Here is a 24,550-nt window from a genome sequence, read left to right as displayed (position 1 = left end):
AAGGTCCCGCAGACGCGGACCATGAACGGTGAAGAGCTCTCCGCCGACCACGCCTGGGCCGCACTGCGCGAATACGGCCGCTGGCACCTGGTCCGCGACTCCCTCACCAGGTTCAGGTACGGCGAGGGCCTGACCAACTCCAGGGCCCTGGCCTTCCAGATCTGCCTGTCGATCATCCCCGGCGCCATCGCGCTGGTCGGGCTGAGCTCGGTGGTCAACCAGGAGCATCTCGGCGAGGTGCTGGAGCTGGTCCTGAGCCGGCTCGCGCCGGGGGCGGGGGTGGACGCGGTCAAGGCCGTGCTCTCCGACAGCCACCGGCAGGCGGGCCGTACCGGGGGCGCCCTCGCGCTCTGGCTCGGCCTCGCCACCGCCGTGTTCTCGCTGACCAGCGCCATGGCCCAGGTGGAGCGCGGGGCGAACCGCATCTACGGCGTCGAGCGGGACCGGCCCTTCCTCCGCAAGTACGGCAGAGCACTGCTGATGGCGATGACGGCCGGTGCCTTCATGACCGCCGGTTTCGTGGTGATGGTCGGCGGCGGCGCCATCGGCAGGGCACTGGCTCAGGTCTACGACTGGAACGACGGGGCCAGGGAGGCGTTCAACCTGGTGCGCTGGCCGCTCGGTTTCCTCCTCGCGCTGATGTCGACCTCCGTGCTGTTCCGCGCCGCGCCGCGCAGGAGGCAGCCGGGCCACACCTGGCTGGCGTTCGGCGCCCTGGTCTCGCTCGTGCTGTGGACGGTCTTCACCCTCCTGCTGGCCTTCTACACCGAGAGCAGCGGTACCTTCGGCGCCACGTACGGGCCGCTCACGGCCGTCATGGCGCTGCTGCTGTGGTCGTTTCTCAGCTCGATCGCCCTCTTCCTGGGGCTCGCGTTCGCCGCGCAGCTGGAGGCCGTCCGCGCGGGCCGGGCCGGGCCCGCGCACCCCGACCCCGGCCCCACGGCCGCCGAGGAGCGGGAACCCCTGGTCGGAGCGGCGGGCGCGGCGACCATCGCGGTCGCCAGGACGCTCGTGGAGGCCGTGCGCGGACGCCGGCGGGGCCCGAAGACGGGCGGCGCCCGTAGATGACGCGGTCCTCGGCGCGACGGCCGTCGGCTCCGCCCGCCTCGCCCGCCTTCGGCCTCGTCCGGGGCGCCGTACGATGTCGACCTCACGTGTGATCACCTCTGGCACTCGCCGGTCTCCTGACACCGGTGACACCGGCGGACCGGCGCGTTCCGTCCGACCTCCCGGTCACGATCCGGCGATGCCAGGGCGGCATCGGGACATCCGTTGCGATAGTCAACTCATCAACCTAGGGTTCACCGAACCATAGTGAGATATATTCATGTGCGGATCCGAAGGGGGTGCGAGGGTGTCGGCACAGGAACGCAGGCTCGCGGCCATCGCGGCGGCATCGGCCGACGCCTTCCGAGGCGGCGACTACCACCAGGTGAGGGCCGAGGACGTCGCGGAGCGGGTGCGGCTGCCCAGGGGCGCCGAGGGCGACAAGGGCCGCAGCGCCGTCTGGCTGTACAACGAGGTCAGGAGCCGCCGCGTGCTGGTGGCCCTGGCGGTCAAGCACGCCTTCGACGAGTTCACCTCCGGCGACGGCGCGCCGGAGCCGCCGCGCTCACTGCTCGACGCCCAGCGCCTGGTCACGGCGGCATTGCGCAGGGTGGCGCGCTTCCACCAGGTGGAGCGTTTCATGCTGGCCCAGGTGCGCCTGGGCATCGGTGACATCTCCACCTCGGAGAAGCGCCCGTCGGCCGGGCAGACCCAGCCGGTGTGGGAGACGGCGGAGGTCTACGGCGCCACGGCCGCCACGGGGTGGGAGGGCCGCGTCACCGCGTACGCGCGGTATCTGGAGCCCCGGCTGGAGCTCGCCGCGCTGGCGGTCGGCGTCCCGTCCGCGGGGTGGGCCGAGGCGAGCGCCGAGCGCCTGTCGGAGCTGGCCTTCCGGTCGATGGCCGACGATCCCGAGGGACCGGCGGACCGCCAGGCGGCGGCGCTCTGCGCGCACTGGCTCGCCCGCGACCTGTTCCCGCTGGCCGGGGAGTGGGCCGAGCGGCTGCACACCGCCGAACGGGCCGCCGAGCTCACCGAGCGGATGGGCTCCGACGGCCGTGCCAGGGTTCGCGCCCTGGAGGTGGTCCTGCAGGTCCTGCTCGACAGCAGTCCCCTGCTGGCGCGGGCGGCGGAGGTCGGCGGCGAGCTGGCGGGCCTGCTGGCGACCGGCGAGTCCGACCCGCGCACCCTGTGCGACGTGACCAGCAGGCAGGGCCTCGCCCTGCTGCGCCTGGGCGACCTGCCGGGCGCGCGGTCCTGCTTCGAGCGGTCGCTGCGGGTGGCGGGCGAGCTTCCCGCCTCCTCGGACGTGACGTCGCTCAGCGGGCGGGCCCGGCACAACCTCGCCGAGGTGCTGGTGGAGGCCGGTCGTCCCGGCGAGGGCCTGCGCGAGTTGCGGAAGGTGAGCGAGCAGCGGGCCAAGGGGGTGCCCGCCACCGGGGTCGCCCCGGCGTGGCGGCGGTTCACCCTCACCCAGCAGGCGATGGCCAGGGCCGCCTCCCGCGCGGGCCGGATCGTCACCGGCGTGACCGTGGCCGAGGCGACGCTGGCCGACCGCGAGCAGCGCCTCGGCCCCGACAACGTCAACACCGCCTCGGCCAGGGTGACCCTCGCCGAGGCGCTGCTCGCGGCGGGCCAGCCCGCGCAGGCGCGCCACCACCTGACCGAGGCGCTCCGGCTGCGGACGCAGTACCTGCCGCCCGAGGGTTACTGGCCCCAGTACGACACGGTGCGCCTGGCGGAGATCGAGCTGACCGCGGGATTCCCCGCGCAGGCGGTGCGGCTGCTCACCGGGACCGCCGTCACCACGGAGTGGTTCGCGCGGGAGGTGTCGCCCCGGCTGGGCGCCGAGGCGACGCTGGTCCGCGCGACGGCGCTCACCGCGTCGGGCGACCCCACCCAGGCGCTCGCCGTCCTGCGGACGATCCCCGCCGAGCGGCCGGTGCGGCGCGCCCAGGCCGTCGCGCGGCTCGCCCTCGGCGACGCGGCCGGCGCGGCGCGGGTGCTCGCGTCCCTCGCGAAGGACGAGCGCGACATGGACGACGACTTCCCCGGCCAGGCGGAGCGGCTGCTGCTCACCGCCCGTGCCGCGTACGCCCTCGGGCAGGAGGGCGAGGCGGAGGCCGCGAGCGCGGCACTCGTCGCCATGGGCGAGGACGTGCTGGACGCCACCCACCCGCTGGTCCTCGCCGGGCGGCTGGACCTCGCGCTGTGCCGGATGAGCTCGGGCCGGGTGGAGGAGGTGGCGCCCCTGCTGGCGCCGCTGCTCGACCGCCGCCCGCTGGCCCACGGCCGCCCGCCCCTGGGTGACGGGCACCCGCTGCTGGCCGAGGCGCGGTCCGTGGCCACGCGGGTGGGCGAGCCCCCGTCAAGCACCCCGGAGGACCGCCTCTGGGAGGACGACTGACCGACCCGCACCGCCGGTCACGGTTCTCCGTGGCGAGCCCTCACGGGCCCCCGTACGGCGGACTCGCTTTCCAGCGCGGCGAGCACGGCGGGGCGGAACGGGTGACCGGTGTCGAGGCCGGCGGCGGCCCTGGCGAGGTGCTCGACGAGGCCGTCGTGTCCCGGTCCGGCCTCGGTGACGGGTTCCGAGCGGAGCAGCACGGCCAGCCCGCCGAGACGGGACCGCACGGGATCGCCGGACGCCAGCCGGGTGGCGGCGCGCTCAAGGAGGCCGGCCGCGCGTTCGGCCGGCCCGTCGGCACCCGCCAGCCGTACCAGGCCGAGCAGGACGGCGGATCCGGCGTCGCCGGGATCGAGGGCGACGGCCACCTCCAGGTGCCGGAGCGCGGCGTCCAGGTCGTCCTGCCCTCTCGGGGGGAGCCGCCGGCGGAGGCGGAGGGCGAGCAGCGCGCCCTCGTCGCCGAGGTCGGCCGTGAGGCCGGTCCGGCTCCGCACGATGAGCAGGACGGCCAGGTAGGAGTGGCAGCCGGCCACGGTGGGGCTCTCCCTGCGCTCGGCGAGACCCGGCTCGCCGAGCACGCGGCGGGTCCACTCCACGGCCGCGTCGAGGTCGGCGGGCGACCCTCCGGGGGTCTCCGAGCGCGTCGCCAGCGCGAGGGCGAGATCCCAGGCGGCTCCGACGGCGGCCTTCCTGTCGGAGGTGGCGTGGATCCTGGCCAGGAGGCTCATGCCCCGGCCCAGCGGCGCGGGATCGCCCGACGTCTCGCCGAGGTGGGTGAGCGTGCTGGCCAGGTCGTGCGCCGCCTTCGGCCAGAGCGGGTCGTCGTCGGGAGTGGCCTCCAGGAACAGCCCGAAGTGTCCCGCCGCCCGCTCCAGGTCGGCGGCGCTGCCGTTGGCGAGCCCCCTGGTCCGCAGGAGCCCGCCCAGGGTGAACGTCGCCTGCTGCGTGGCCGGGTCGCCCTCCGGCAGGTCGGGGAGCACGTCCTCGAGCAGGGCGACGGCCTCGCCGAGATCCGCGCGGCCGGCACCCGGGCGGGTGACGCGCAGGGCCAGCGTCGTGCCCAGCCGGTAGCGCAGGTAGAGGGACGACCACCCGTCGTCACACTCGCGCAGGGCCGCCCTGAGCCTGTCGACCGCCAGGTCCAGGTCGTACGGCACGCCCCGGTCGGCGTGGCGGCTCAGCAGCAGCTCGGCGAGGGCCTCGTGGTCGGCGGCGCTGAACCAGGCGTTCTCCGCGCGGAGGTCGTCCGCCTCGGAGAGCATGGTGATGGCGACGTCGCGATCGGCGGGATCCCCGAACTCCTCCCAGCGGACCTCGTGCACCCGTCCCACCAGGGCGAAGGACCACTGGTCGCAGTCGTGGGCGAGGAGCCAGCCCGCGTGTTCGGCCGCCTCGTCGAGATCCACCCGGTTCCCGGTGCCCAGGACGTCCCCCTCCGCGCATCGGCGCAGGATCGCCTGGGTGAGCGCCTGGCGCCACCCGGCCTCGCCGTAGGCGCCGACCACCTCCGCCCGCAGGGCACGCAACCGCGTGACCTCATCCCCAGCCATGCTGGATCTCCCTTCCGAGCCTGTATGAAACTATATAAATAGAATTCTCTCATCCTTGTGGCAAGTAAAGAACCGTCCTTGAAGGGGAGAATGGGAAGACCGCTGCCGAGCATTGTTCTTCCGGAGCGTCTCGGCGGCCCCGATTCGGTCGCGCCTCGGATGCACGGAGCCGACGTTTGTCTCCGGGCTCGGGTGAGGGGGTTCGCGTACGGTGTGCGGGGCGGTGAGGTCCCGGGTCACGGTGGGAGAGGCCGGGCTCGGTGACGCGTGCGCCTCGGGCGGCGGGCCCGTCTCCTCCGGGTAGAAGTCGTCGCTCACCGCGGCTCCCATGCATCCATGTAAAGCTCCGGTCGTGGCTCCATATTGCCAGAGCTATACGAACCGGTACGACCTTTCCCCACCCGGCCGGACCTACTCCTCTCGCGCGGTCACGATCACGGAGCCGGACAGCACCACGTCCCGGCGGCCACGACCGGCGGACGTCCGCACCGGCCATGGCCGACGCGGCGGTGGCGGGTCAGCGGTCAGCCTCGGCGGCCGTCACCGGCGCGGCGGTCCTGACCGAGGTCAGCGCGGGGTCGCGGCGTCGATCAGCTCCTGTAAGCGCAGGCCCCGGGCCGCGTCCAGCTCACCCGGGCGGCCCGACCGCACGGCGGCGGCGAACTCGGCGCGCAGGACGGGCCAGCACTCCTCGTGGTCGATGCCGGAGGTGTCGAAGACGAGCTCCCCCTCCGGCCCGAACAGTTCGATCCGGGTGCGTGCCCGGGGCAATGGGACACTGCCCGACAGGGAGGCCTGGCTGACGGCGCCGTTCTCGTGCTCGCAGGTCAGCTCCACCCAGCGGCGCGGGTCGCCCGTACCCCGGATGCCGGTGATGGGACCGACCGCGGCCTCCAGCAGATCCAGCAGGTGCGGGCCGAGGTCGAGCAGGGCCCCCTGTTCCAGCCGCCAGCCGGTGGCGAACTCCCCGCCGAGGAAGGCGCCGTGCAGGTAACACGAGCGGGCACCGGTCGTCTCCACCAGTGCCGCGCGGCGCAGGAAGTCACGGGTGGAGGGGTGGTAGCGCTTGGTCAGCACCATCTGCGAGACGACCCCCGCCTCGGCGACGGCCTCCGCCACCGCACGCGCCGACGCGAGGTCGGGCCCCAGTGGCTTCTCCAGCAGCAGGGCCTTGCCCGCTCCGGCCGCGCGCACCGCGAGCCCCGCCTGGACGGCGGGCGGTACGGCGAACGCGACGGCCTCGCACCGGTCGAACAGCTCCTCCGGCGTGCCGGCGACGACCGCCCCGTACGGTCCGGCGACCTCCTCGGCGGCGGAGGCGCGGCGCGCCCAGACGGCGGAGAGACGGGTCTCCGGGCCCGCGGCCAGCATCCGGGCGTGCATGGCACGGGCCCACGGACCGGCGCCGATCAGGCCCACTTCGACGGGCGCGGTGCTTCTCATGAGTCGGCTCCTGCCGGTGAACGGTCATGCGGGCGCGCACCGGCCCGGTCGGACACGGTGCCTCTCACGAGGCGGCTCCGGCCGGTGAGCGGGCCGCGAGGCGGGCGTCGGCATGGTCGGGGGCGTACAGGTGTTCCACCACCGTCGCGGTGGCCCCGGCGAGCGCGGCGCGGTCGCCGAGCCGGGAGGTGACGACCTGCAGGTTGCGGGTGGCCCGGGGCAGGGCGCGCTGGTAGAGCAGCTCGCGTACCCCGGTGACGAAGTGGGTCTCCGCCAGGTCTCCGGCGATCATCAGGACGCCGGGGTTGAGCAGGGTGACGACGGTGACGAGCACCTCCCCGCAGCGCCGCCCGGCCTCGCGGGCCAGCCGCCCGGCGTCGGGGGAGCCCGCGTCGAGGTGGGCGCGGACGTCCGCGCCCGACTGGGCGGGCACGCCGAGGGCGGCGAGCTGCCCGGCCAGGGCGCGGCCGCTGGCGACGGCGGCCAGGCAGCCGTACGAGCCGCACATGCAGCGGGCCTCCGACTGGTCGTGCAGGCGGATGTGGCCGAGGTCCCCGGCTCCGCCGTCGATGCCGCGGAAGACCCTGCCGTCGACGACGACACCGGCGCCGATGCCGGTGGAGACCTTGACCAGGACGAACGCGGAGCAGTCGGCGAACGAGTGGCGCTGCTCGCCCAGCCCCATCAGGTTGGCGTCGTTGTCGACCAGGACCGGGACGGCGGCGTCCACGCCGGCGTGCAGGGCGAGGGAGCGCCGCAGCCGTTCGGGGACCGGGTAGCCGTCCCAGCCCGGCATGATCGGCGGCCGTACGACCCGGCCCGTCGAGGTGTCGACGGGCCCGGGGAGCGACAGGCCCACCCCGCAGACCGTCTCCGGAGCGGTCCCGGCGGTGGCCAGCAGATCGGCGAACCACCGGCCGAGCCGGTCGAGGACGATCTCGGGGCCGTCCTCGATCGGCAGGGCCTCGGCGTGCTCGGCCAGGACGCCGCCCGCCAGGTCCATGACGGCGGCGCGGGCGTGGGTGGCGTCCAGGTCGGCGGCGAGGACCACGGCGTGCCCGGTGTCGAACTCCAGCAGGTTGGAGGGGCGTCCCCCGGTCGACTGTCCTCCGGGGACGGCGCGCAGCCATCCGGCGTCGAAGAGCTGGTCGAGCCGCTGGCCGACGGTGGAGCGGGACAGGCCGGTGACGCGCTGGAGCTCGCCCCGGGTGCGCGCCTGTCCGGTGCGGACCAGTTCCAAAAGGTGGCCCGCGGTGCTCCAGGGGGTTGCCATCCGGTGTGTCTCTCCTCGTTCAGCTCTTGTCCGCGCCACTGGTGAGGCCCTCGGTGAGGAGTCTCTCGGCGGCGTAGAAAAGAAGTACCACGGGGATCGTGAGGACCACCGACCCCGCCATGAGAACGGTCTTGGGGACCTCGATGCCGTTGGCGAGCTGCTGCAGGCCCAGCGAGACCGTCCAGCTGTCGGGGACCGCGGCGAGGAAGAGCAGGGCGAAGAGGAACTCGTTCCAGGCGATCATGAAGACGTACAGGCCGGTCGCCATGAGCGAGGGGGCGGCGAGCGGCAGCACGATCCGGCGCACGGTCTGCAGCCGCGAGCAGCCGTCCAGCGCGGCGGCCTCCTCGACGCTCCTGGGGATGGTGGCGAAGTAGTTCTTCAGCATGTAGATGGAGACCGGCACGGTCTGCGCAATGTAGACGACGACGAGCCCGAACAGGCTGCCCTGCAGGCCCATCCTGGCGAACATCACGAACAGCGGGACCGCCAGCAGGGTGGCGGGGAAGAGGTAGACGGCCAGGAACACCGCGCTGACCTGGCGTCCGCCGAAGAACCTCATCCGGCTGACGGCGTAGGCGCCGGGCACCGACGCCAGCAGGGTGAGCGCCACGGTGGCGAGGGCGACGAGCGCGGAGTTGCCGAGCATCCGCACGAACCCCTGGCCGCCCTCGTCGACCGACCGCAGCACGTCCTGGTACGTGCTGAAGGTGAGCTCGGACAGGTCCACCCAGATCCGGCCCGGGTCGAGCAGCAGCCGGTCGATCGGCTTCACCGACAGCACGAGCATGTAGTAGAAGGGGAACAGGGTGATGATCGCGAGGAAGGCGATCACGATCCAGCGCAGGACGCCGAAGATCCTCTGTTCGGTCCGCGCGCGGCTCATGACGCCTCCTCCTGGACCCTCTTGGCGAAGAACGTGAAGTAGATTCCGAGCAGTACGGCGAGGATGACCGCGAGGACCAGGGCCTGCGCGGCGGCCGCCCCCACGTCGTAGCGGGCGGTGAGGAAGTCGTAGACCCGCACGGCGACGACGTCGGTGCCGGAGCCTCCGCCGGTGAGCAGGTAGACGTCGTCGAACTTGTTGAACGTCATGATGAAGCGCAGTATCGACAGCAGCGCGATCACCGGCATCAGCTGGGGCAGCAGGATGTGGCGGAAGCGCTGGGTGTGCGTGGCGCCGTCCACGGTGGCCGCCTCCTCTATCCCGGCGGGCACGGCCTGGAGTCTGGCCAGCAGGAACAGGAAGGCGAACGGGAAGTAGCGCCAGATCTCGAAGGCGATGACGGTGAGCAGGGCGAGCGGGAGCTCCACCTGCCAGCCGAGGACGGAGACCTCGTGCGAGCGGGTCGACAGGAACGCCAGCGGCTCGTCCCAGCCGAACAGCCTGCTCCCCCACTCGTTGACGATGCCGAACTGCGGGCTGAGGGCGATCTCCCAGACGAACGTGACGGCCACCACGGGCGCGACGTAGGGCAGCAGCATCGAGCCGCGGAACAGGGCCCGGCCGCGGAACGGCCGTCGCAGGGCGAGGGCGGCGACCAGCCCGAGCAGGATCGAGCCGACGGTGCTGCCCGCCGTGTAGAGCAGGGTGGTCCAGAGCGAGGTCCAGAAACCGGGCGAGGTGAAGACCTCGGCGAAGTTGTCCAGGGTCCAGTTGGACAGGAGGTCCATGCTCTGGATGTCGACCAGCCGCGCGTGCTGGAAGGCGAGCAGTACCGTCCAGGCGATGGGCAGGACGACCACGACCGCGACCACCAGGACGGTGGGCGACACGAAGGCCATCCCGGCCCGGTTCTCGCGCTGGGCCAGGGTGAGGGGTCTGCCCGGCCCCGGCCGCCGCCCGGGGTCCGGCGCGGGGGACGGGCGCTGCTTGGCGTCGTGCACGGTGCTCATCACGGCTTCCTAGGGGGACGGGGCCGGGGGCGGCTCACTGGAGGGACTTCTGCAGGGCCCTGACTTCCTCGGCGGCCTCCTTGGCGGCCTCGCCGGGGGAGATCTGGCCGGAGGTCATGGCGCCGACCGCCTTGGGGATGGGCAGCTCGCCGATCGTCGCGCCGACCAGCGCGCCCTGGCCCTCGGTGATGCCCCAGCGCCGCATGTCGCTGACACCGGCGGCGAGCGCGTCGAGGAGCTCGGCGGGGAAGACGGACTGCATGGGCTTCTTGGTGTCGACGCCGATGTCGCTGGCCCGCCAGGCCGTACGGTATCTGTCGGGCTCCTCGGCGGTGCCGTTGCGGACCGGGATCTTGCCCTCGGCGGCCATGCCGAACCAGTCCTCGTACCCGCCGCTCATCATGTACTCGACGAACTTCTCCGCGGCCGCGGTCTCGGCGGTGCGGGTGACCACCCAGGAGGAGATCTCCCCGAACTGCGCGGGCCGCGCGGCACCCGTACCCTTCAGGGCGGTGACGATCCCGCTGTTGTCGGAGAGGTACTGCGGGTCGGCCGCGCACCGTTCGCAGCTGGGCAGGGCGTCGGCGCGCAGGCCGGCCAGCTCGTCCAGCAGGAAGGTGGACCAGACGATCATCGATGAGCGTCCGGCGAAGTAGGTGGCGCGGGTCGAGTCCACGCTCTGGGTGCCGGCCGCGCCGTAGTCGGCGGCGAGCTGGTCGTAGGTGGTGAAGGCCTGGACGCACTGGGGGCTGTCGAGTCCGACGCGGCCGTCGGCGCCGACGAGGCGGCAGTCGTTGGCGAGCGCCAGGTCCTCGAAGCTCTGCTGGGTGAAGACGTCACTCGGGTCGGTGGCGAGCGACATGCCGCTGTTGCCGGCGCCGTTCAGGGCCTTGGCGGCCTGGAGCATGGTGTCGTAGGAGTCGGGGACGGCGAGCCCGGCCTTGGCGAAGAGGTCCTTGCGGTAGACGAGGATCTGCATCCAGGCGTCGCTGGGGACGCTGAGCCGGGTGTTCTTGTCGCCGGTCAGCGTCAGGGCGTTGCGGTTGAAGGTCCCGGCGCCGAGCCTCTCGACGATCCTGCCCGAGGCGGCGGTGTCGAGCAGGCCGTTGGTGTACATCTGCCAGACCGGGGCGAGCGGGACGCTGCCGATGACGTCGGGGAGGGTGCCCGCGGCCGCGGCGGACATGATCAGCTGCGGCAGCTGGCCCTCGTCGATCCCGACGAGCTCCACCCGGACGCCGCTCTCCTTCTCGAACGCCGCGACGATCTTCTTGGTCGCCTCGACCCGGGGAGTGAGGTTCTCCAGGCTCCAGACCGTGATCCTGCCGTCCGGAGCGCTCCGGCCCCGCGCGGCGCAACCGGACACCAGCCCGATCCCCAGCGCGACGGCCACAGCGGCCGCCAGTGTCCTCGACCTTCGAGACCGCCCGCGCATAGATCTTCCTCACTGCCGCCGTGTTTCGTACGTGTTGCATCAGAGCACCACTTTTGCTTATTGACAAGACCTAAGTTTGCACTATCTTCGACACAAGCAGTTCGTATATGACCAACAGATACACAAAAACGATCTTCCGGAGCCCCCGTGGAACGCGTCGTCCAGTTCACCGGCCCCCGCCAGGTGGAGGTCGCCACCGGCGAATCACCCCCGCTGCCCCCCGGCCACCTGCGCGTCCGGACCCTGTACTCCGGCATCTCCGCGGGCACCGAGCTCACCGCCTACCGGGGGACCAACCCCTACCTGACCCGCACCTGGGACCCCGAGGCCAGGATCTTCCGCGACGCGGGGCCCGGCATCTCCTACCCGGTGGCGGGCTGGGGCTACTCCGAGGTCGGTGAGGTCGTCGAGGTCTCCCCCGAGCTCACGGGCACGCCCGGACTGCCCTCGGTGGGCGAGACGGTGTGGGGCGTCTGGGGGCACCGCGGCGAGGGCGTCGTCCCCGCCGAACGGATGGCCGGCCACACGCTCCCCCAGGGGCTCGACCCGCTCGCGGGCGCCTTCGCCAGGGTCGGGGCCATCGCGTACAACGCCGTCCTCGCCGGTGACATCCACCTCGGCGAGGACGTCGCCGTCTTCGGCCAGGGCGTGCTCGGCCTGCTCGCCACCCGGCTGGCGGACCTCGGCGGCGCCCGCGTCACCGCCGTCGACGCGCTCGGCTCCCGGCTCGCCAAGGCGACGGAGTACGGCGCGGCCCGCACCCTGAACGCGCGTACCGACGCCGTCGCGGAGCGGATCCGCGAGGCCACCGGCGGGCGCGGCGCCGACGTCGCCATCGAGATCAGCGGCGCCCATCCGGCCCTGCACGAGGCCATCCGCTCGGTCGCCGTGGGCGGGCGTGTCGTCGCCTCGGGCTTCTACCAGGGCGACGGCGCGGGGCTGCGGCTCGGCGACGAGTTCCACCACAACCGGGTGCAGCTCGTCTCCTCCCAGATCGGCGGCGTCCCCCCGCACCTCGCCGGGCGCTGGAGCGTGGACCGCCTCCAGCGGACCTTCCTGCGGCTCGTCGCCGACGGCCGCGTCGACGTGAAGTCGCTGGTGAGCCATGTCGTACCGGTCGCCGACGCGGCCGAGGCGTACGTCCTCCTGGATGAGCGTCCCGCCGACGCGCTCCAGGTCGTCCTGGAATTCTGAGGGGGCCGACGAACCATGTTCAAGATCGCCTGCCAGGAGCAGCTGCTCCCCGGCGAGACGCTCCAGGAGAAGTGGGAGTTCGCGCTGGACGCGGGCTACGACGCCGTCGAGCTGCGCGCCAGGGGCGGCTTCCACTTCCGTGACCGGCTGCCCGAGCTGCGCAGGGCCCTCGCCGACGGCGTCGTCATGCCGACCGTGTGCGTGGACATGCTCCACTTCTTCGGCGCCTTCGACGACGACCTGCGCCGCGACGCGATCGAACAGATGAGGTCGCAGCTGTCCGTCATCGGCGAGCTCGGCGGCCTCGGCGCCCAGACCCCCGCCTCCTACGGCATGTTCTCGCGACGGCTGCCGCCGTTCGAGCCACCGCGCGACGAGGAGCGGGACCGCGAGGTGCTGCTGGAGGGGCTCACCGAGCTGGGCGAGCACGCCCGCTCCGAGGGCGTCACGCTCTTCCTCGAACCACTCAACCGCTACGAGGACCACATGGTCAACCGGCTGGAGCAGGCCGCCGACCTGATCCGCGCCGTCGGCCTGGACTCGGTCCGCATCGGCGTCGACAGCTACCACATGAGCATCGAGGAGAGCGACCCCGCGGCCGCCCTCCTCGCCACCGCGCCCCTGATCGGCCACGCCCAGGTCAGCGACTCCAATCGCATGCAGCCCGGCGCGGGCCACCTGGACTGGCCCGCCTGGCTGGGCGCCCTGGACGCCGTCGGCTACGACGGCTACCTGGCGGTCGAGTGCAGGCTCACCGGGGACCCGGTGCAAGCCGTACGGTCCATCCCGCCCTTCCTGCGGCACGCCTCCTTCCCCGGCGGGCCGCCGCCGTCCCTCCCGCACCGGCCGTCCTCCTCGCATCGGCCGTCCTTCTCGCATCGGCCGGCCGGATGACCGCGCTCCTCGAAGCGGCCGCCACCTCCGGCACCGGCCGCCGGGCACGCCTGCGCCGGGCCGCCACCCGCGTCCTGCTCGGCAACTGGACCGGGGCGGCGACCGTTCCCTCGCGCGCCCTGTACCCGCACCAGTGGAGCTGGGACTCGGCCTTCGTCGCCATCGGGCTGCGGCACGTCGCCCCGCGCCGGGCCCAGCGCGAGCTGGAGACGCTGCTGGGCGCGCAGTGGGGCGACGGCCGCGTCCCGCACATCGTCTTCAACCCCTCCGTGCCACTCGGGGCCTACTTCCCCAGCCCCGACTTCTGGCGCTCCTCCGGTACGGACCGGAACGCGGGCGCGCCCTCCGCCGTCGAGACCTCCGGGATCGTCCAGCCGCCCGTCCACGCCCTGGCCGCCTGGCTGGTGCACCTCGCCGACCCCGCCGAGTCGCGGCGCCGGGGTTTCCTGCCGCGCGTCTACCCCGGGCTCGCCGCCTGGCACCGCTACCTGGCCACCTCCAGGGACCTGGGCGGCGGCGGGCTGGCCGCGGTGACGCACCCGTGGGAGCCGGGGCTGGACAACAGCCCGAGCTGGGACGCGGCACTGGCCAGGGTCGAACCCGCGCCCCGGGGATCCTTCCGCCGGGCCGACCTCGATCACGGCTCCCCCGCCGACCGGCCCACCGACCTGGACTACGCGCGGTACGTGCGCCTGGCCGCGACGTACCGCGACCACTCCTACGACGACGCGCGCACCCCGCACGCCTTCGCCATCGAGGACCCCTGCTTCAACGCCCTGCTCATCGCCTCCGAGCACGCGCTCGCCGCGATCGCCCGGGAGGTCGGCGCGGACGAGGGGACGCACCGGCGGCGGGCCGGGGCGGCGACCGGCGCCCTGCTCGACCGGCTGTGGGACCCCGCCGCGGGCGTCTTCCTCCCCCGCGACCTGGTGACGGGCGAGCCCATCACCGGGTACGGCGTGTCGGGGCTCGTCCCCCTGATCGTCCCCGGCCTGCCGGAGGAGGTCGCCGCGGCCCTGGTACGAACCGCCCGCGGACCGCGCTTCCGCCTGGGGGAGGTTCACCTCGTCCCCAGCTACGACCTCACGGCGAAGGAGTTCGACGGCAACCGCTACTGGCGCGGTCCCAGCTGGTTCAACACGGCCTGGCTGGTCCACCGCGGCCTCGCGCGGCACGGCGAGACCGAAGCGGCCCACCGGCTGCGCGCGCAGGCCCTGGACGCGGCCGACCGCACGGCGTTCGCCGAGTATCTGGAGCCGTACACCGGGGAGGGGCGCGGCATCCGCCGCTTCAGCTGGACCGCCGCCCTGGCCCTGGACCTGCTCCACGCGTCCGGCGAAACCTCCGGCGCCCCCGACAACACCTCTGACAACGCCTCCGAGGACGACGTACCCGGGGACGACGTACCCGGCGGCGCCCGCGAAGCCCGGTCCGGTGGCACCCCCGAGGGCGGGGCCGGCGAGGGGGGATCCGCCCGATGAGCATCGGCCGGCTGCTGGTCAACAGCGGTACCTTCGCCGCCCTGACCGCCCACGGGGACGTCCACGGCACCCGGGGCACCGTGACGGACGGACTGTTCGTCCGGGACGCCCGGCACCTGAGCCGGTGGCTGCTGACCGCAGGCGGCGCGGCACCGGTCCCGCTGACCCTGCTGACCTCCTCCGGCGACGGCTGCGTGCTCACCCCGGCGGGCACCCGCGACCACCCGCCCGCCTACACCGTCTTCCGGCGGCAGGCGGTGGCCGAGGGCGCCCTCACCGAACACATCCGGCTGGTGAGCAACAGCGGCGAACCCACCGTCGTGGAGCTCGAACTCCACGTGGACGCCGACTTCGCGGACCAGTTCGAGCTGCGCGCCGACCACCGCGCCTACGAGAAACCCGGCGCGCGCCGTACGGCGCACGACACCGCGACGGGGGTCGCCTTCCACTACCGGCGCGGTGAGACCTGGTCCTCGCGAACCACCGTCACCGCCGCCCCGCCGCCGCATCGGACCCGCCCGGCGGGCACCGAGGGCACCTCGCGCGTTCTGACCTGGCGGTTCGCACTGCCCGCCCACGGCACGGCCGACCTGAGGCTCACCGCCCTGGCCTTCCCGCACGGTACGGGGGAACCCTCCCCGCCCGGCTCCCCCGACACCGTACGCGAACGGCTGGAGGCCGACACCGGCGAGTTCGCTGGCACGCGGCCCCGTCCCCGCGACCTCACCTCCTGGGCGGAACTGGTCCGCGCCTGCGAGCAGGGGCTGACCGACCTGGCGCGGCTGCGTGTCCCCGTCTCGGGCCCCGGCGGTGAGGCGCTTCGGGTGCCCGCCGCGGGCATCCCCTGGTTCCTCGGCCTGTTCGGCCGCGACTCCCTGCTGACCTCCCTCTTCGCCCTGCCGTACCGGCCCGCTCTGGCCGCCGACACCCTGCTCGCCCTGGCCGCCGTCCAGGGGACGCGGGACGATCCGGCGCGTCTGGAGCAGCCGGGGAGGATCGTGCACGAGGTGCGGCACGGCGAGCTCGCGCACTTCCGGCAGGTCCCCTACGGCCGCTACTACGGGAGCGTCGACGCCACCCCGCTGTTCCTGGTGCTGCTGGAGGCCCACGCCACGGCCACCGGCGACCCGCGCCTGGCCGGGCGCCTCGAACCGCAGGCGCGCGCGGCGGTTGAGTGGATGTTCCGCGACGGCGGCCTCGGCGGGCACGGATACCTCCGCTACACCTCCGACGCCGAGGGCGGCGGCCTGGTCAACCAGAACTGGAAGGACTCCGCCGACGCCATCCGCTTCTCCGACGGTACGCGGGCCGAGGGCGCCCTGGCGGTCTGCGAGGTCCAGGGGTACGCCTACGACGCCCTGGTCCGCACCGCACGGCTCGCCCGCGCGGTGTGGGGCGACCCGCGCTGGGCCGGACAGCTGGAGGAGGCCGCCACGGATCTGCGAGACCGCTTCCGCCGCGACTTCTGGATGCCCGAACACGCCTTTCCCGCGCTCGCCCTGGACGGTGAGGACCGGCGGGTCGACACGCTCGCCTCGGACGCCGGGCACCTGCTGTGGTCCGGCATCCTCGCCCCGGAGGAGGAGCGGGCGGTGGGCCGTCGGCTGCTGCGGCCGGACTTCTTCTCCGGCTTCGGCATCCGCACGCTCGCCTCGGGCCAGGTCCCCTACCACCCGCTCTCCTACCACCGGGGCAGCATCTGGCCGCACGACAACGCCGTCATCGTGCTCGGCCTGGCGCGCCGCGGTCTCACCGAGCAGGCCAGGGCCGTCACCCACGGCCTGGTCCGGGCGGCGGCCGGGCACGGCTGGCGGCTGCCGGAGGTCATGGCCGGGTACGGGCGCGACGAGCATCCGGACCCGGTTCCCTACCCGCACTCGTCCTCCCCCCAGGCCTGGGCCGCCGCGACACCGCTCGCCCTCCTCACCGCCCTGCGCGAGACCGGCACCGCTTCCGAACCTCCTGTCTCCGCCGCGCCTCACCGGTAGAGAGTCCCTCGTCATCGCGAGGCGAGCCGGCGAACGTTTCCGTCAGTCACAAAAATTTTCCACACCCGGCGCGGGCGGCGTACCGTACGAGAGCCCTTGAGGGGGCGAAAAGTCACACTCTCCGGCCACCGGCCACACTCCGAAAGGTTTCGGATATGCTGCCGGGCATGCCAGGTAAGCCCCGGGTGACGATCGCCCGTATCGCCGAGGAGGCGGGCGTCTCCGCGCCCACGGTCTCCAAGGTGATCAACGGCAGGTCCGAGGTGTCGCCGGAGACCCGCAGGCGGGTCGAGCGGCTCCTTCACGAGCACGGTTACATCCGGCGCACGCCCGGCGCCGACGGTCCGGCGGGCCTGATCGACCTGATCTTCGCCGAGTTGGAGAGCCCGTGGGCGATGGAGCTCGTCCGCGGGGCAGAGAAGGCCGCCGCGGAGGCCGAGGCCAGCATCGTGATCTCCGTCCTGCACACCCGCGCGGGCCCCGGCCGCGACTGGCTCGACCGGCTGGCCGCCCGCCGCACCGACGGTGTGATCATCGTCGGCTCCCGCCTCTCGGCGCAGCGGTACGACCGGCTCAACTCCCGCTCGATCCCCTTCGTGGTCGTCGACCCCGAGGGCGAGCCGGCCCCCGGCGTGGCCTCGGTGGGCGCGACCAACTGGCAGGGCGGCCTGACCGCCACCCGCCATCTCCTGGAGCTCGGCCACCGCCGGATCGGCATGATCGGCGGCCCGCCCGACGTGCTGTGCAGCCGCGCCCGCATAGACGGCTACCGGGCCGCGCTGGAGACGGCGGGGGTCGAGGTCGACCCCGCGCTGATCCTGCACGGCGACTTCCTCGTCGGCTCCGGCCACGACCACGGCCACACCCTGCTCTCGCTGCCCGACCCGCCCACCGCCATCTTCGCCGGTAGCGACCTGCAAGCCTTCGGCGTCTTCGAGGCGGCGAGGCAGCGCGGGCTGCGCGTCCCCGACGATCTGAGCGTCGTCGGCTTCGACGACCTGCCCCTGTCCAGGTCCGCCTGGCCGCCGCTCACCACGGTCCGCCAGCCCCTGGAGGAGATGGCCTTCCTCGCCACCCGCATGGCCCTGGGCATCTCCCGCGGCGAGACCCCCGAGCCGCGCCGGGTCGAGCTCTCCACCGACCTCATCGTCCGCGAGAGCTCCGCTCCCCCGACCGGCTGACACGCCGCGACGACCGTCGGCGTACGGCCCACGACCGCTGCCGAGGGCGGCCTCATGTGGATACTCGACCCGGTCGACGGAACCGCCAACTTCCTGCGCGGCATCCCGCTGTGCGGCATCTCCCTCGGCCTGGTCGACAGGGACATGCCGACCCTCGGCGTCATCGACCTGCCGTTCCTCGGCTCCCGCTACAGCGCGGCGCAAGGTCACGGAGCGCAGGCGGAGGGACGGGAGATTCGCGTGAGCCAGACCGGTGACCTTCACGCCGCTGCGGTCTCCATCGGCGACTATGCCGTGGGCGGGGACGCGGAGAGGAAGAATCGCCTTCGCCTGGCGCTCACCCACGAACTCGCCGCCCGCGTACAACGCGTCCGGATGTTCGGTTCAGCCGCCGTCGACCTCGCCTGGGTGGCGGAAGGCAAGACAGATGCCCTCATCATGTTCAGCAACAAACCGTGGGACACCGCGGCGGGAGTGCTCATCGCCCGCGAAGCCGGAGCCACCGTTGTCGACCAGGACGGCAGCCCGCACACCATGAGCTCCGGAGCAACCATCGCCGCCGGCCCAAAACTCCTCGCCGGCCTCGTCGAACTCATCACCAAGGCAGACAAGAACGCCCAGACGTAGCGCCGTTCAGTCCCAATTAACGCGCGACCGCACCGCCCGTCACAGATTGCCGCGGACTTCTAGCGCGCCTGGTTCAGCCGTCGGCCGTGGCCGGGGCGGCGAGGTCGGTGTAGTCCATGACCTCCTGGCGGAGTCTGCGGGCGCGGTGCAGGTAGTCGCGGGCCAGTCCGGCGCGGCCGGCGGAGCGGTGTAGTTCGCCGAGTGTCTGGGCGGCGGCGGCCTCTCCGCTGCGGTCGCCGAGCTGCTGGAAGATCACCAAAGATCGCTCCAGGCGGTCCGAGGCGTGCGCGCGCTCACCGCGGACCGCGTGCAGGCCGCCCAGGCCCTGCATGGCGTACGCGCCGCAGTGGCGGTCGCCGAGGTTCTCGAAGATGTCCAGTGCCTGCCCCTGGAAGCGCATCGCCCGGTCGGGTTCGGCCGACAGGACGTGCAGGCGCCCGAACTGCAGGGAGACGGCTCCCTCCCGGTGCGGGTCACCGAGTCGCACGGCCAGCTGGAGTGCGTCGCCGAGCCAGCTGGCGGCCCGTTCCAGGTCGCCCGACTCCAGGCAGACCCGTCCCATCGCCTGCCGCGCGTAGGCCTCACCGCCCGGATCGTCCATGGCGAGGAACATCCCGAGGGCCCGCCGGAAGTAGCCGAGGGCGGCGACGTACTCGCCGCAGAACTGGTTCACCGCTCCCAGCCCGCAGATCGAGATCGCCTCCCCCCGTACGTCGCCCAGCTCGCGGAAGATCGTCCGGGAGCGCCGGAACATCCCGGCCGCCTCGGAGTAGCGGTCCTGGTAGAGGCACACCTGGGCGAGGCCGCGGAGCATGGCCGCCTCGCCCTGGCGGTCGTCCGCCAGGCGCGCGGCCTCCAGCGCGGTCCGGTGGGTGCGCTGCCACGCGTCGAAGTGGCAGCGCAGGTCGAAGTAGGGGACGAGGGCGGCGGCGAGTCCCCAGGCCGAACCGGCCAGCCCGGCGTCGGCGGCCAGCCCCACCGCGCCGACCAGCGCGTCGTGCTCGGCGTCGAGCCACGACAGCGGGTCGGCGGTGAGCCGCTCCGCGGTGTCGTCCGGCAGGTTCCAGCGGACGGCGCTCTTCGCGGTCATGCCGAAGATCGTGGTGGGCAGCCGTGCCGTGGCGGTCTCCGCGGTGGCCGTCCAGGCTCCGAGCACGCGGGTGAGCGCGTGCCGCTCGGCGGGGCCCGCGGCCTTCTCCTCCGCGGTGCGGCGGAACAGGTCGTGCAACCGGTAGCGGGGCTCGCCCAGCGGGCCGGTCCCGGCGAGCTGCACCAGGTTCGCGTCCACCAGGACGTCCATCACGTCGTCGGCCCGCCGCCGGTCGAGCACGGCGCCCGCCACCCACCCGGGCAGCGGGCCGGGACCGAGGAGACCGAGCGCGCGGAACGTCCTGGCGGCGTCGTCGGGCAGCAGCCGGTAGCTCTGCTCGACGCTGCCCCGCACCTCCAGGTCACCGGCGCGCAGCTCGTCGAGCCGGCCGGGCTCGTCGGCCAGCCGCCGCCGCAGCACGTCGAGCGGCTGGCCGGGCCGTCCGGCCAGCCGCGCCCCGGCGATCCTGACGGCCAGCGGCAGGAACCCGCAGTGACGCACGATCGCCGAAGCCGCCTCCCTCTCCCCGGCCACCCGCTCGGCGCCCGCGATCCTGCCCAGAAGCTCCTCGGCCTCCTCCGGCGGCGGTACCTCCAGCTGCAGCCGTAGCGCGCCGGGCAGCTCCGCGATCCGGCGCCGGCTCGTCACGAGCACCGCGCAGCCGCTGCCGGGCAGCAACGGGCGCACCTGGGCGGCTCCCTCGGCGTCGTCGAGGAGTACGAGCATCGGCCGCCCGGCCAGCAGGGACCGGTAGAGCGCGGACCTCTCGTCCGTGCCGCGCGGCAGGGCCGCGTCGCCGACGCCCAGCGCCCGCAGCGCCTGGGCGAGCAGCTCACCCGGATCGGCCGGCTCCCGGTCGGTGCCGCCGAGGCGCAGGTAGAGCTGCCCGCCGGGATAGGCGTCCCGTACGGCATGGGCGCAGCGCACCGCCAGCACCGACTTGCCCACCCCCGGCGGTCCCGACACCACGGCGACGACGGGCGGGCCGCCCGGCTGCCCCTTATCGGGGGTGATCGCCCGGGTGAGCGCCGCCACCTCCCCGGCCCTCCCGGTGAAGTCCGGCACGTCCGCGGGCAGCTGGCGCGGGGGGCCTCCCCCGGCCGACGACGGCGGCAGGGCGGTCGGCGACGGCGGCAAGGCGGTCGGCGCGGCCATCGCGGTCACCGGGACTCCTGCGGGGACGGCCGGGTGCGCCGGGTTTCCGGCGAGAACGGCCAGGTGCGCGAGTTCTCCAGTCGGAACGGCCAGGTGCGCGGGGTCTCCTGAGAGGACGGCCGGGTGCGCCGGGTTTCCCGAGAGGACGGCCGTGTGTGCCCGCTGGAGTTCGGTGCCGGGTTCGACGCCGAGTTCGGCGACCAGGCGCCGCCTGATCTCGGCGTAGGCGCCGAGCGCCTCGGCCTGGCGGCCGCTCCGGTGCAGGGCGAGTATCAGGCGCTGCCAGAGATCCTCCCGGAAGGGATGCTCCGCGAGCAGCCCGCGCAGCTCACCGGCCGCGGTGGCGTACCGGCCCAGGGCCATGCCCAGGTCGACGAGCCGTTCGGCGGCGGCGAGCCGCGCCTCGGCGAGGACTCGCAGGCGGCCGTCCCAGAGCGGACTGCCCGGCAGGTCGGCCAGCGGAACGCCACGCCACAGCGCGAGCGCAGCGCGCAGCGAGCCGAGAGCCCCGTGCGCGTCCCCCGCGTCCTCCGCGGCCCGCGCCCCGGCCAGCAGGTCCTCGAAGAGGAGCAGGTCGAGCCGCTCCACCGGTACCTCGATCGCGTAACCGTGCGGGCGGGCCAGGATCGCGACACCGGCCGCGCCGAGGCCGCCGCGCAACGAGCTGACGTAGGTGCGGATGTTGGCATGGGCGGACCTCGGCGGGCGCCGCGGCCACAGCACCTCGACGAGCTGCTCCGCGCCGACCGTCCGGCCCGCGTCGAGCAGCAGCGACGCCAGCAGCTGGCGGGGCTTGGTGCCGCCGACGCGGGCCGGGTGGCCCGCGATCCGGACGTCCAGCGGGCCGAGCACGCTGAATACGGGCTGATCAACCACTATGACCGCACCTACTCCTGCTGTGGAGGGGTTGCAACCGTTCAGTCGTTCAGTTGGGTCGTGCTGTTCGAGCGGACCGCGTCGTTCGAGGCAGGCAGCTCTTTGTACCGGTTTCAGATGGTGCTCTATGCCGGTTTTGGAGGTTTCTTATACGGCCTGACCGGACCCTGGACCTCGGCAAGATCTCTTCAGAGAGATCCAACAGATAGTGCACGGTGCGGTCAATACCTTGCCCACCGGTACTGCGAGAAAGGATCCGCATGAGACTCACAGGGGTGCTCACAACGGGGTTCGCCCTGCTGCTGGCCCTGGCGGGCGGAGCCGTCGCGGCGAGCCCGGCGGGGGCCGCTCCGGCGGGCCCGGCCCATACCGGCGGCGCGGTCGCCCCGGCACAGGCGACTCCGGCGCGGGCGGCCACGGCGAGCATGGCTCCGGCCTTCCAGCTGCCCTTCCCCTGCGGCCAGGCCTGGGCGGGGAATTCCAGCGCGAGCAGCGCGCACCGCTCGTGGGAGATCGACTTCAACCGGGGCGACTCGGCCGACGCCGACCTGGGGGACACCGTCGTCGCCGCGGCGGCGGGCACGGTCGGCATCTCCGCTCACCAGGGGTCGGTCAACCGCTTCGGCAACCTGGTCAGGATCGACCACGAAGGCGGCTGGTCCACCTACTACGCGCACCTCAACTCCCGCTCGGTGAGCGTGGGCGCCCAGGTGGCCAAGGGACAGCAGATCGGCACGGTCGGCAAGACCAGCGCGCCGGGCAACAACATCAGCGCTCACCTGCACTACGAGGTGCGGCTGGGAAGCGGCTACCCGGGCAACATCCAGAAGGCCGTCTTCGACGGGGTCACCTTCGGCTACCCGGCCCAGACGTTGACCGCGTGCGGCGGCGGCTCGGCGAATCCGTACACCCCGCAGGAGATCTGCGGCAGCGGCTACGACGTCGTCGACAGCGCCGCCCTCGGCACGGCCGCGACCGTCTACCTGCTCTACAACACCGCCAACGGCAACAACTGCGTCACCACCGTCAAACGCACCTCCCTCGGCACCGCCACCGCCACCACCGCCTACCTCGAAGTCCAAGGAAAAACCCGCATCACCGACACCGGCAACTTCGCCTACTACGCCGGCCCCGTACGCGCCGCCGCCCCCGGCACCTGCGTCAAATGGGGCGGCAAAGCAGGAAACGCCACCTACGACAGCCCCTTCGAACACTGCGGCTGACGACCGGCGGCCCCTCCCCCGCCGCGCTCCCACGCATCGCCCCGAACCCCTCCGGTGGAGAAACGCGCGCGCGGGACGCTCCCTCCACCGCCGGGGCGGCCCACCCCACGAACCCGCGAGACCCTTCCGCGAACCCCCATATCCCGAGGAGAATCCCCGATGGCCCGACTCCGACGTCTCGCCGTACTGCTGGCGGGCTCGCTCATCCCCCTCGTCTGCCTGTCCGGGCAGCCGGTGGGCGCCTCCGCCGTTCCCGCCGCGTCGGCCGCGCCCGCGAGCCCGGTGGCGGAGGCGTTCACCCGTGCCGCCGCGACCCACGACGTCCCGCGCGACCTGCTCGTCACCCTCGGGTACGCGGAAACCCGCCTCGACAACCACGGGGGAGCGCCGAGCGCCAGCGGCGGGTACGGGATGATGCACCTGGTCAGCAGCCCCGCCGCCCGTACGCTGGAGCGGGCCGCGAAGCTGACGGGGCTACCGGTCGCCACGCTGAGGTCGGACGATTCGGCCAACATCATGGGTGGCGCCGCGGTGCTGCGTGCCCACGCCGACGCGCTCGGGCTGGACGCGACCGCCAGGAAGGACATCGGACGCTGGTACCCGGCCGTGGCCGGATATAGCAACGCCTCCTCGCCCACGCTGGCCCGGCTGTACGCCGACGCCGTCTACGAACTGCTCACCGACGGGGTCCGCGCCGTCACCCCGGGCGGCGAGACCATCACCGTGACGGCGCGGGCGGTACGGCCCGACCTCGGCGCGTACGCCGGCGTGGAGGACCTGAACAGGACCTTCGCCGCCGCGGCCGTCGACTATCCGCAGGCCCACTGGGCACCGGCGCACCCCAGCAACTACGCCGTCTCCAACCGCCCGTCCAGTGACAGGATCGACCGCATCGTCATCCACGTCGCCCAGGGCTCCTACGCGGGGACCATCTCCTGGTTCCAGACCGGGCCCAGGTCGAACGCGACCTCGGCGCACTACGTCGTCCGCTCCTCCGACGGGGACATCACCCAGACGGTCCGCGAGAAGGACCGGGCCTTCCACGCCGGGAACGACAACCGGCGGTCGATCGGCATCGAGCACGAGGGCTTCGTCAACAACGCCTCATGGTTCACCGACTCGATGTACCGCGCCTCGGCCGCGCTGACCCGCGACATCGCCGGCCGGTACGGCATCCCCAAGGACCGCGCCCACATCGTCGGGCACTCCGAGGTGCCGGGCGCCGACCACACCGACCCGGGCCCGCACTGGGACTGGACCAGGTACATGCAGCTGGTCACGGGCAGCCCCACCAATCCGTACACCCCGCAGGAGATCTGCGGCAGCGGCTACGACGTCGTCGACAGCGCCGCCCTCGGCACGGCCGCGACCGTCTACCTGCTCTACAACACCACCAACGGCAACAACTGCGTCACCACCGTCAAACGCACCTCCCTCGGCACCGCCACCGCCACCACCGCCTACCTCGAAGTCCACGGCAAAACCCGCATCACCGACACCGGCAACTTCGCCTACTACGCCGGCCCCGTCCGCGCCGCCGCCCCCGGCACCTGCGTCAAATGGGGCGGCAAAGCAGGAAGCACCACCTACGACAGCCCCTTCGAACACTGCGGCTGAGTCCCCTGCCCGCCTCCGTGACCCCGGGGTCACGGAGGCGGGCGCAGAGATGGTACGGAACGGGAGGCCGACCTGGGCACCGGGCCCGTTCGGGAGCGTCGGCGTCGACGTCGCTGGTGCTGGTGATGGTGCTGATGTTGGTGCCGGAAAGGCTCCTCGGGAGCGTCGGCGTC

General features: G+C 73.3%; 16 protein-coding genes and 1 pseudogene. 10 read left to right on the top strand and 7 right to left on the bottom strand.

Features of this window, described 5'->3' with window-relative positions; translation table 11 throughout:
* The first annotated feature begins 21 nt into the window (after positions 1-21).
* Positions 22-1,068 carry a YihY/virulence factor BrkB family protein gene (locus tag ABD817_RS20590; protein ID WP_344919653.1) on the top strand — a complete coding sequence of 349 codons (1,047 nt, stop codon included), beginning with the start codon at positions 22-24 and terminating at the stop codon, positions 1,066-1,068.
* A 286-nt stretch (positions 1,069-1,354) separates the two neighbouring features.
* Positions 1,355-3,454, top strand: coding sequence for a tetratricopeptide repeat protein (locus ABD817_RS20585; RefSeq protein ID WP_344919652.1), 2,100 nt, complete (start codon positions 1,355-1,357; stop codon positions 3,452-3,454).
* Positions 3,455-3,471: 17 nt separating this feature from the next.
* Here ABD817_RS20585 and ABD817_RS20580 read toward each other — a convergent pair whose 3' ends face one another.
* From ABD817_RS20580 to ABD817_RS20555, 6 genes are all read right to left on the bottom strand, one after another.
* Positions 3,472-5,004, bottom strand: a complete 1,533-nt coding sequence (locus ABD817_RS20580) for a hypothetical protein (protein WP_344919651.1) — start codon at positions 5,002-5,004, stop codon at positions 3,472-3,474.
* A gap of 567 nt (positions 5,005-5,571) precedes the next feature.
* Positions 5,572-6,447, bottom strand: coding sequence for a Gfo/Idh/MocA family protein (locus ABD817_RS20575; protein ID WP_344919649.1), 876 nt, complete (start codon positions 6,445-6,447; stop codon positions 5,572-5,574).
* Between the two features lie 64 nt (positions 6,448-6,511).
* Positions 6,512-7,720 carry an ROK family protein gene (locus ABD817_RS20570; protein ID WP_344919648.1) on the bottom strand — a complete coding sequence of 403 codons (1,209 nt, stop codon included), beginning with the start codon at positions 7,718-7,720 and terminating at the stop codon, positions 6,512-6,514.
* Between the two features lie 19 nt (positions 7,721-7,739).
* The gene (locus tag ABD817_RS20565) at positions 7,740-8,606 is read right to left on the bottom strand and encodes a carbohydrate ABC transporter permease (protein ID WP_344919647.1); all 867 of its coding nucleotides are present in this window, start codon (positions 8,604-8,606) and stop codon (positions 7,740-7,742) included.
* The gene (locus ABD817_RS20560; protein WP_344919646.1) at positions 8,603-9,616 is read right to left on the bottom strand and encodes a carbohydrate ABC transporter permease; all 1,014 of its coding nucleotides are present in this window, start codon (positions 9,614-9,616) and stop codon (positions 8,603-8,605) included. Before ABD817_RS20560 ends, ABD817_RS20565 begins: the two co-directional genes overlap by 4 nt.
* Positions 9,617-9,650: 34 nt before the next feature.
* Positions 9,651-11,009 (bottom strand): ABC transporter substrate-binding protein, encoded by a 1,359-nt coding sequence (locus tag ABD817_RS20555; protein WP_344919645.1) that lies wholly within the window; start codon positions 11,007-11,009, stop codon positions 9,651-9,653.
* A 189-nt stretch (positions 11,010-11,198) separates the two neighbouring features.
* Here ABD817_RS20555 and ABD817_RS20550 point away from each other — a divergent pair, with 189 nt between their 5' ends.
* From ABD817_RS20550 to ABD817_RS20525, 6 genes and pseudogenes are all read left to right on the top strand, one after another.
* A complete protein-coding gene (locus ABD817_RS20550; protein ID WP_344919644.1) occupies positions 11,199-12,245 on the top strand; it encodes a zinc-dependent alcohol dehydrogenase in 1,047 nt (348 codons plus the stop codon).
* 15 nt (positions 12,246-12,260) lie between these two features.
* Positions 12,261-13,139 (top strand): sugar phosphate isomerase/epimerase family protein, encoded by an 879-nt coding sequence (locus ABD817_RS20545; RefSeq protein ID WP_344919642.1) that lies wholly within the window; start codon positions 12,261-12,263, stop codon positions 13,137-13,139.
* Complete coding sequence (locus ABD817_RS20540) at positions 13,136-14,620, top strand: MGH1-like glycoside hydrolase domain-containing protein (RefSeq protein ID WP_344919641.1); 1,485 nt, start codon at positions 13,136-13,138, stop codon at positions 14,618-14,620. Before ABD817_RS20545 ends, ABD817_RS20540 begins: the two co-directional genes overlap by 4 nt.
* A complete protein-coding gene (locus ABD817_RS20535; RefSeq protein ID WP_344919639.1) occupies positions 14,617-16,608 on the top strand; it encodes an amylo-alpha-1,6-glucosidase in 1,992 nt (663 codons plus the stop codon). Before ABD817_RS20540 ends, ABD817_RS20535 begins: the two co-directional genes overlap by 4 nt.
* A 167-nt stretch (positions 16,609-16,775) precedes the next feature.
* Positions 16,776-17,789, top strand: coding sequence for a LacI family DNA-binding transcriptional regulator (locus ABD817_RS20530; protein ID WP_344919638.1), 1,014 nt, complete (start codon positions 16,776-16,778; stop codon positions 17,787-17,789).
* 51 nt (positions 17,790-17,840) lie between these two features.
* A pseudogene (locus ABD817_RS20525) lies at positions 17,841-18,416 on the top strand (inositol monophosphatase family protein); the annotation flags it as partial.
* 73 nt (positions 18,417-18,489) lie between these two features.
* On the opposite strand, the gene ABD817_RS20520 reads toward ABD817_RS20525, so the two are convergent.
* Positions 18,490-21,537, bottom strand: coding sequence for an AfsR/SARP family transcriptional regulator (locus tag ABD817_RS20520; protein ID WP_344919637.1), 3,048 nt, complete (start codon positions 21,535-21,537; stop codon positions 18,490-18,492).
* Between the two features lie 260 nt (positions 21,538-21,797).
* Between ABD817_RS20520 and ABD817_RS20515 the strand changes: the two genes are divergently transcribed.
* Both ABD817_RS20515 and ABD817_RS20510 read left to right on the top strand, forming a co-directional pair.
* A complete protein-coding gene (locus ABD817_RS20515; protein WP_344919636.1) occupies positions 21,798-22,760 on the top strand; it encodes a M23 family metallopeptidase in 963 nt (320 codons plus the stop codon).
* A 159-nt stretch (positions 22,761-22,919) separates the two neighbouring features.
* Complete coding sequence (locus ABD817_RS20510; RefSeq protein WP_344919635.1) at positions 22,920-24,377, top strand: N-acetylmuramoyl-L-alanine amidase; 1,458 nt, start codon at positions 22,920-22,922, stop codon at positions 24,375-24,377.
* Positions 24,378-24,550 lie beyond the last annotated feature (173 nt).

It is taken from the genome of Streptosporangium oxazolinicum, from assembly GCF_039537505.1.
GTDB lineage: Bacteria > Actinomycetota > Actinomycetes > Streptosporangiales > Streptosporangiaceae > Streptosporangium > Streptosporangium oxazolinicum.
This window is presented reverse-complemented; position numbering and strand designations above follow the sequence as displayed.

Excerpts from the sequence above, each read along its gene's own strand:
- ABD817_RS20570 (WP_344919648.1), bottom strand. The coding sequence starts at position 7,720 with ATGGCAACCCCCTGGAGCACCGCGGGCCACCTTTTGGAACTGGTCCGC.
- ABD817_RS20515 (WP_344919636.1), top strand. The coding sequence starts at position 21,798 with ATGAGACTCACAGGGGTGCTCACAACGGGGTTCGCCCTGCTGCTGGCC.
- ABD817_RS20530 (WP_344919638.1), top strand. The coding sequence starts at position 16,776 with ATGCCAGGTAAGCCCCGGGTGACGATCGCCCGTATCGCCGAGGAGGCG.
- ABD817_RS20560 (WP_344919646.1), bottom strand. The coding sequence starts at position 9,616 with ATGAGCACCGTGCACGACGCCAAGCAGCGCCCGTCCCCCGCGCCGGAC.
- ABD817_RS20545 (WP_344919642.1), top strand. The coding sequence starts at position 12,261 with ATGTTCAAGATCGCCTGCCAGGAGCAGCTGCTCCCCGGCGAGACGCTC.
- ABD817_RS20510 (WP_344919635.1), top strand. The coding sequence starts at position 22,920 with ATGGCCCGACTCCGACGTCTCGCCGTACTGCTGGCGGGCTCGCTCATC.
- ABD817_RS20535 (WP_344919639.1), top strand. The coding sequence starts at position 14,617 with ATGAGCATCGGCCGGCTGCTGGTCAACAGCGGTACCTTCGCCGCCCTG.
- ABD817_RS20580 (WP_344919651.1), bottom strand. The coding sequence starts at position 5,004 with ATGGCTGGGGATGAGGTCACGCGGTTGCGTGCCCTGCGGGCGGAGGTG.
- ABD817_RS20590 (WP_344919653.1), top strand. The coding sequence starts at position 22 with ATGAACGGTGAAGAGCTCTCCGCCGACCACGCCTGGGCCGCACTGCGC.
- ABD817_RS20565 (WP_344919647.1), bottom strand. The coding sequence starts at position 8,606 with ATGAGCCGCGCGCGGACCGAACAGAGGATCTTCGGCGTCCTGCGCTGG.
- ABD817_RS20575 (WP_344919649.1), bottom strand. The coding sequence starts at position 6,447 with ATGAGAAGCACCGCGCCCGTCGAAGTGGGCCTGATCGGCGCCGGTCCG.
- ABD817_RS20540 (WP_344919641.1), top strand. The coding sequence starts at position 13,136 with ATGACCGCGCTCCTCGAAGCGGCCGCCACCTCCGGCACCGGCCGCCGG.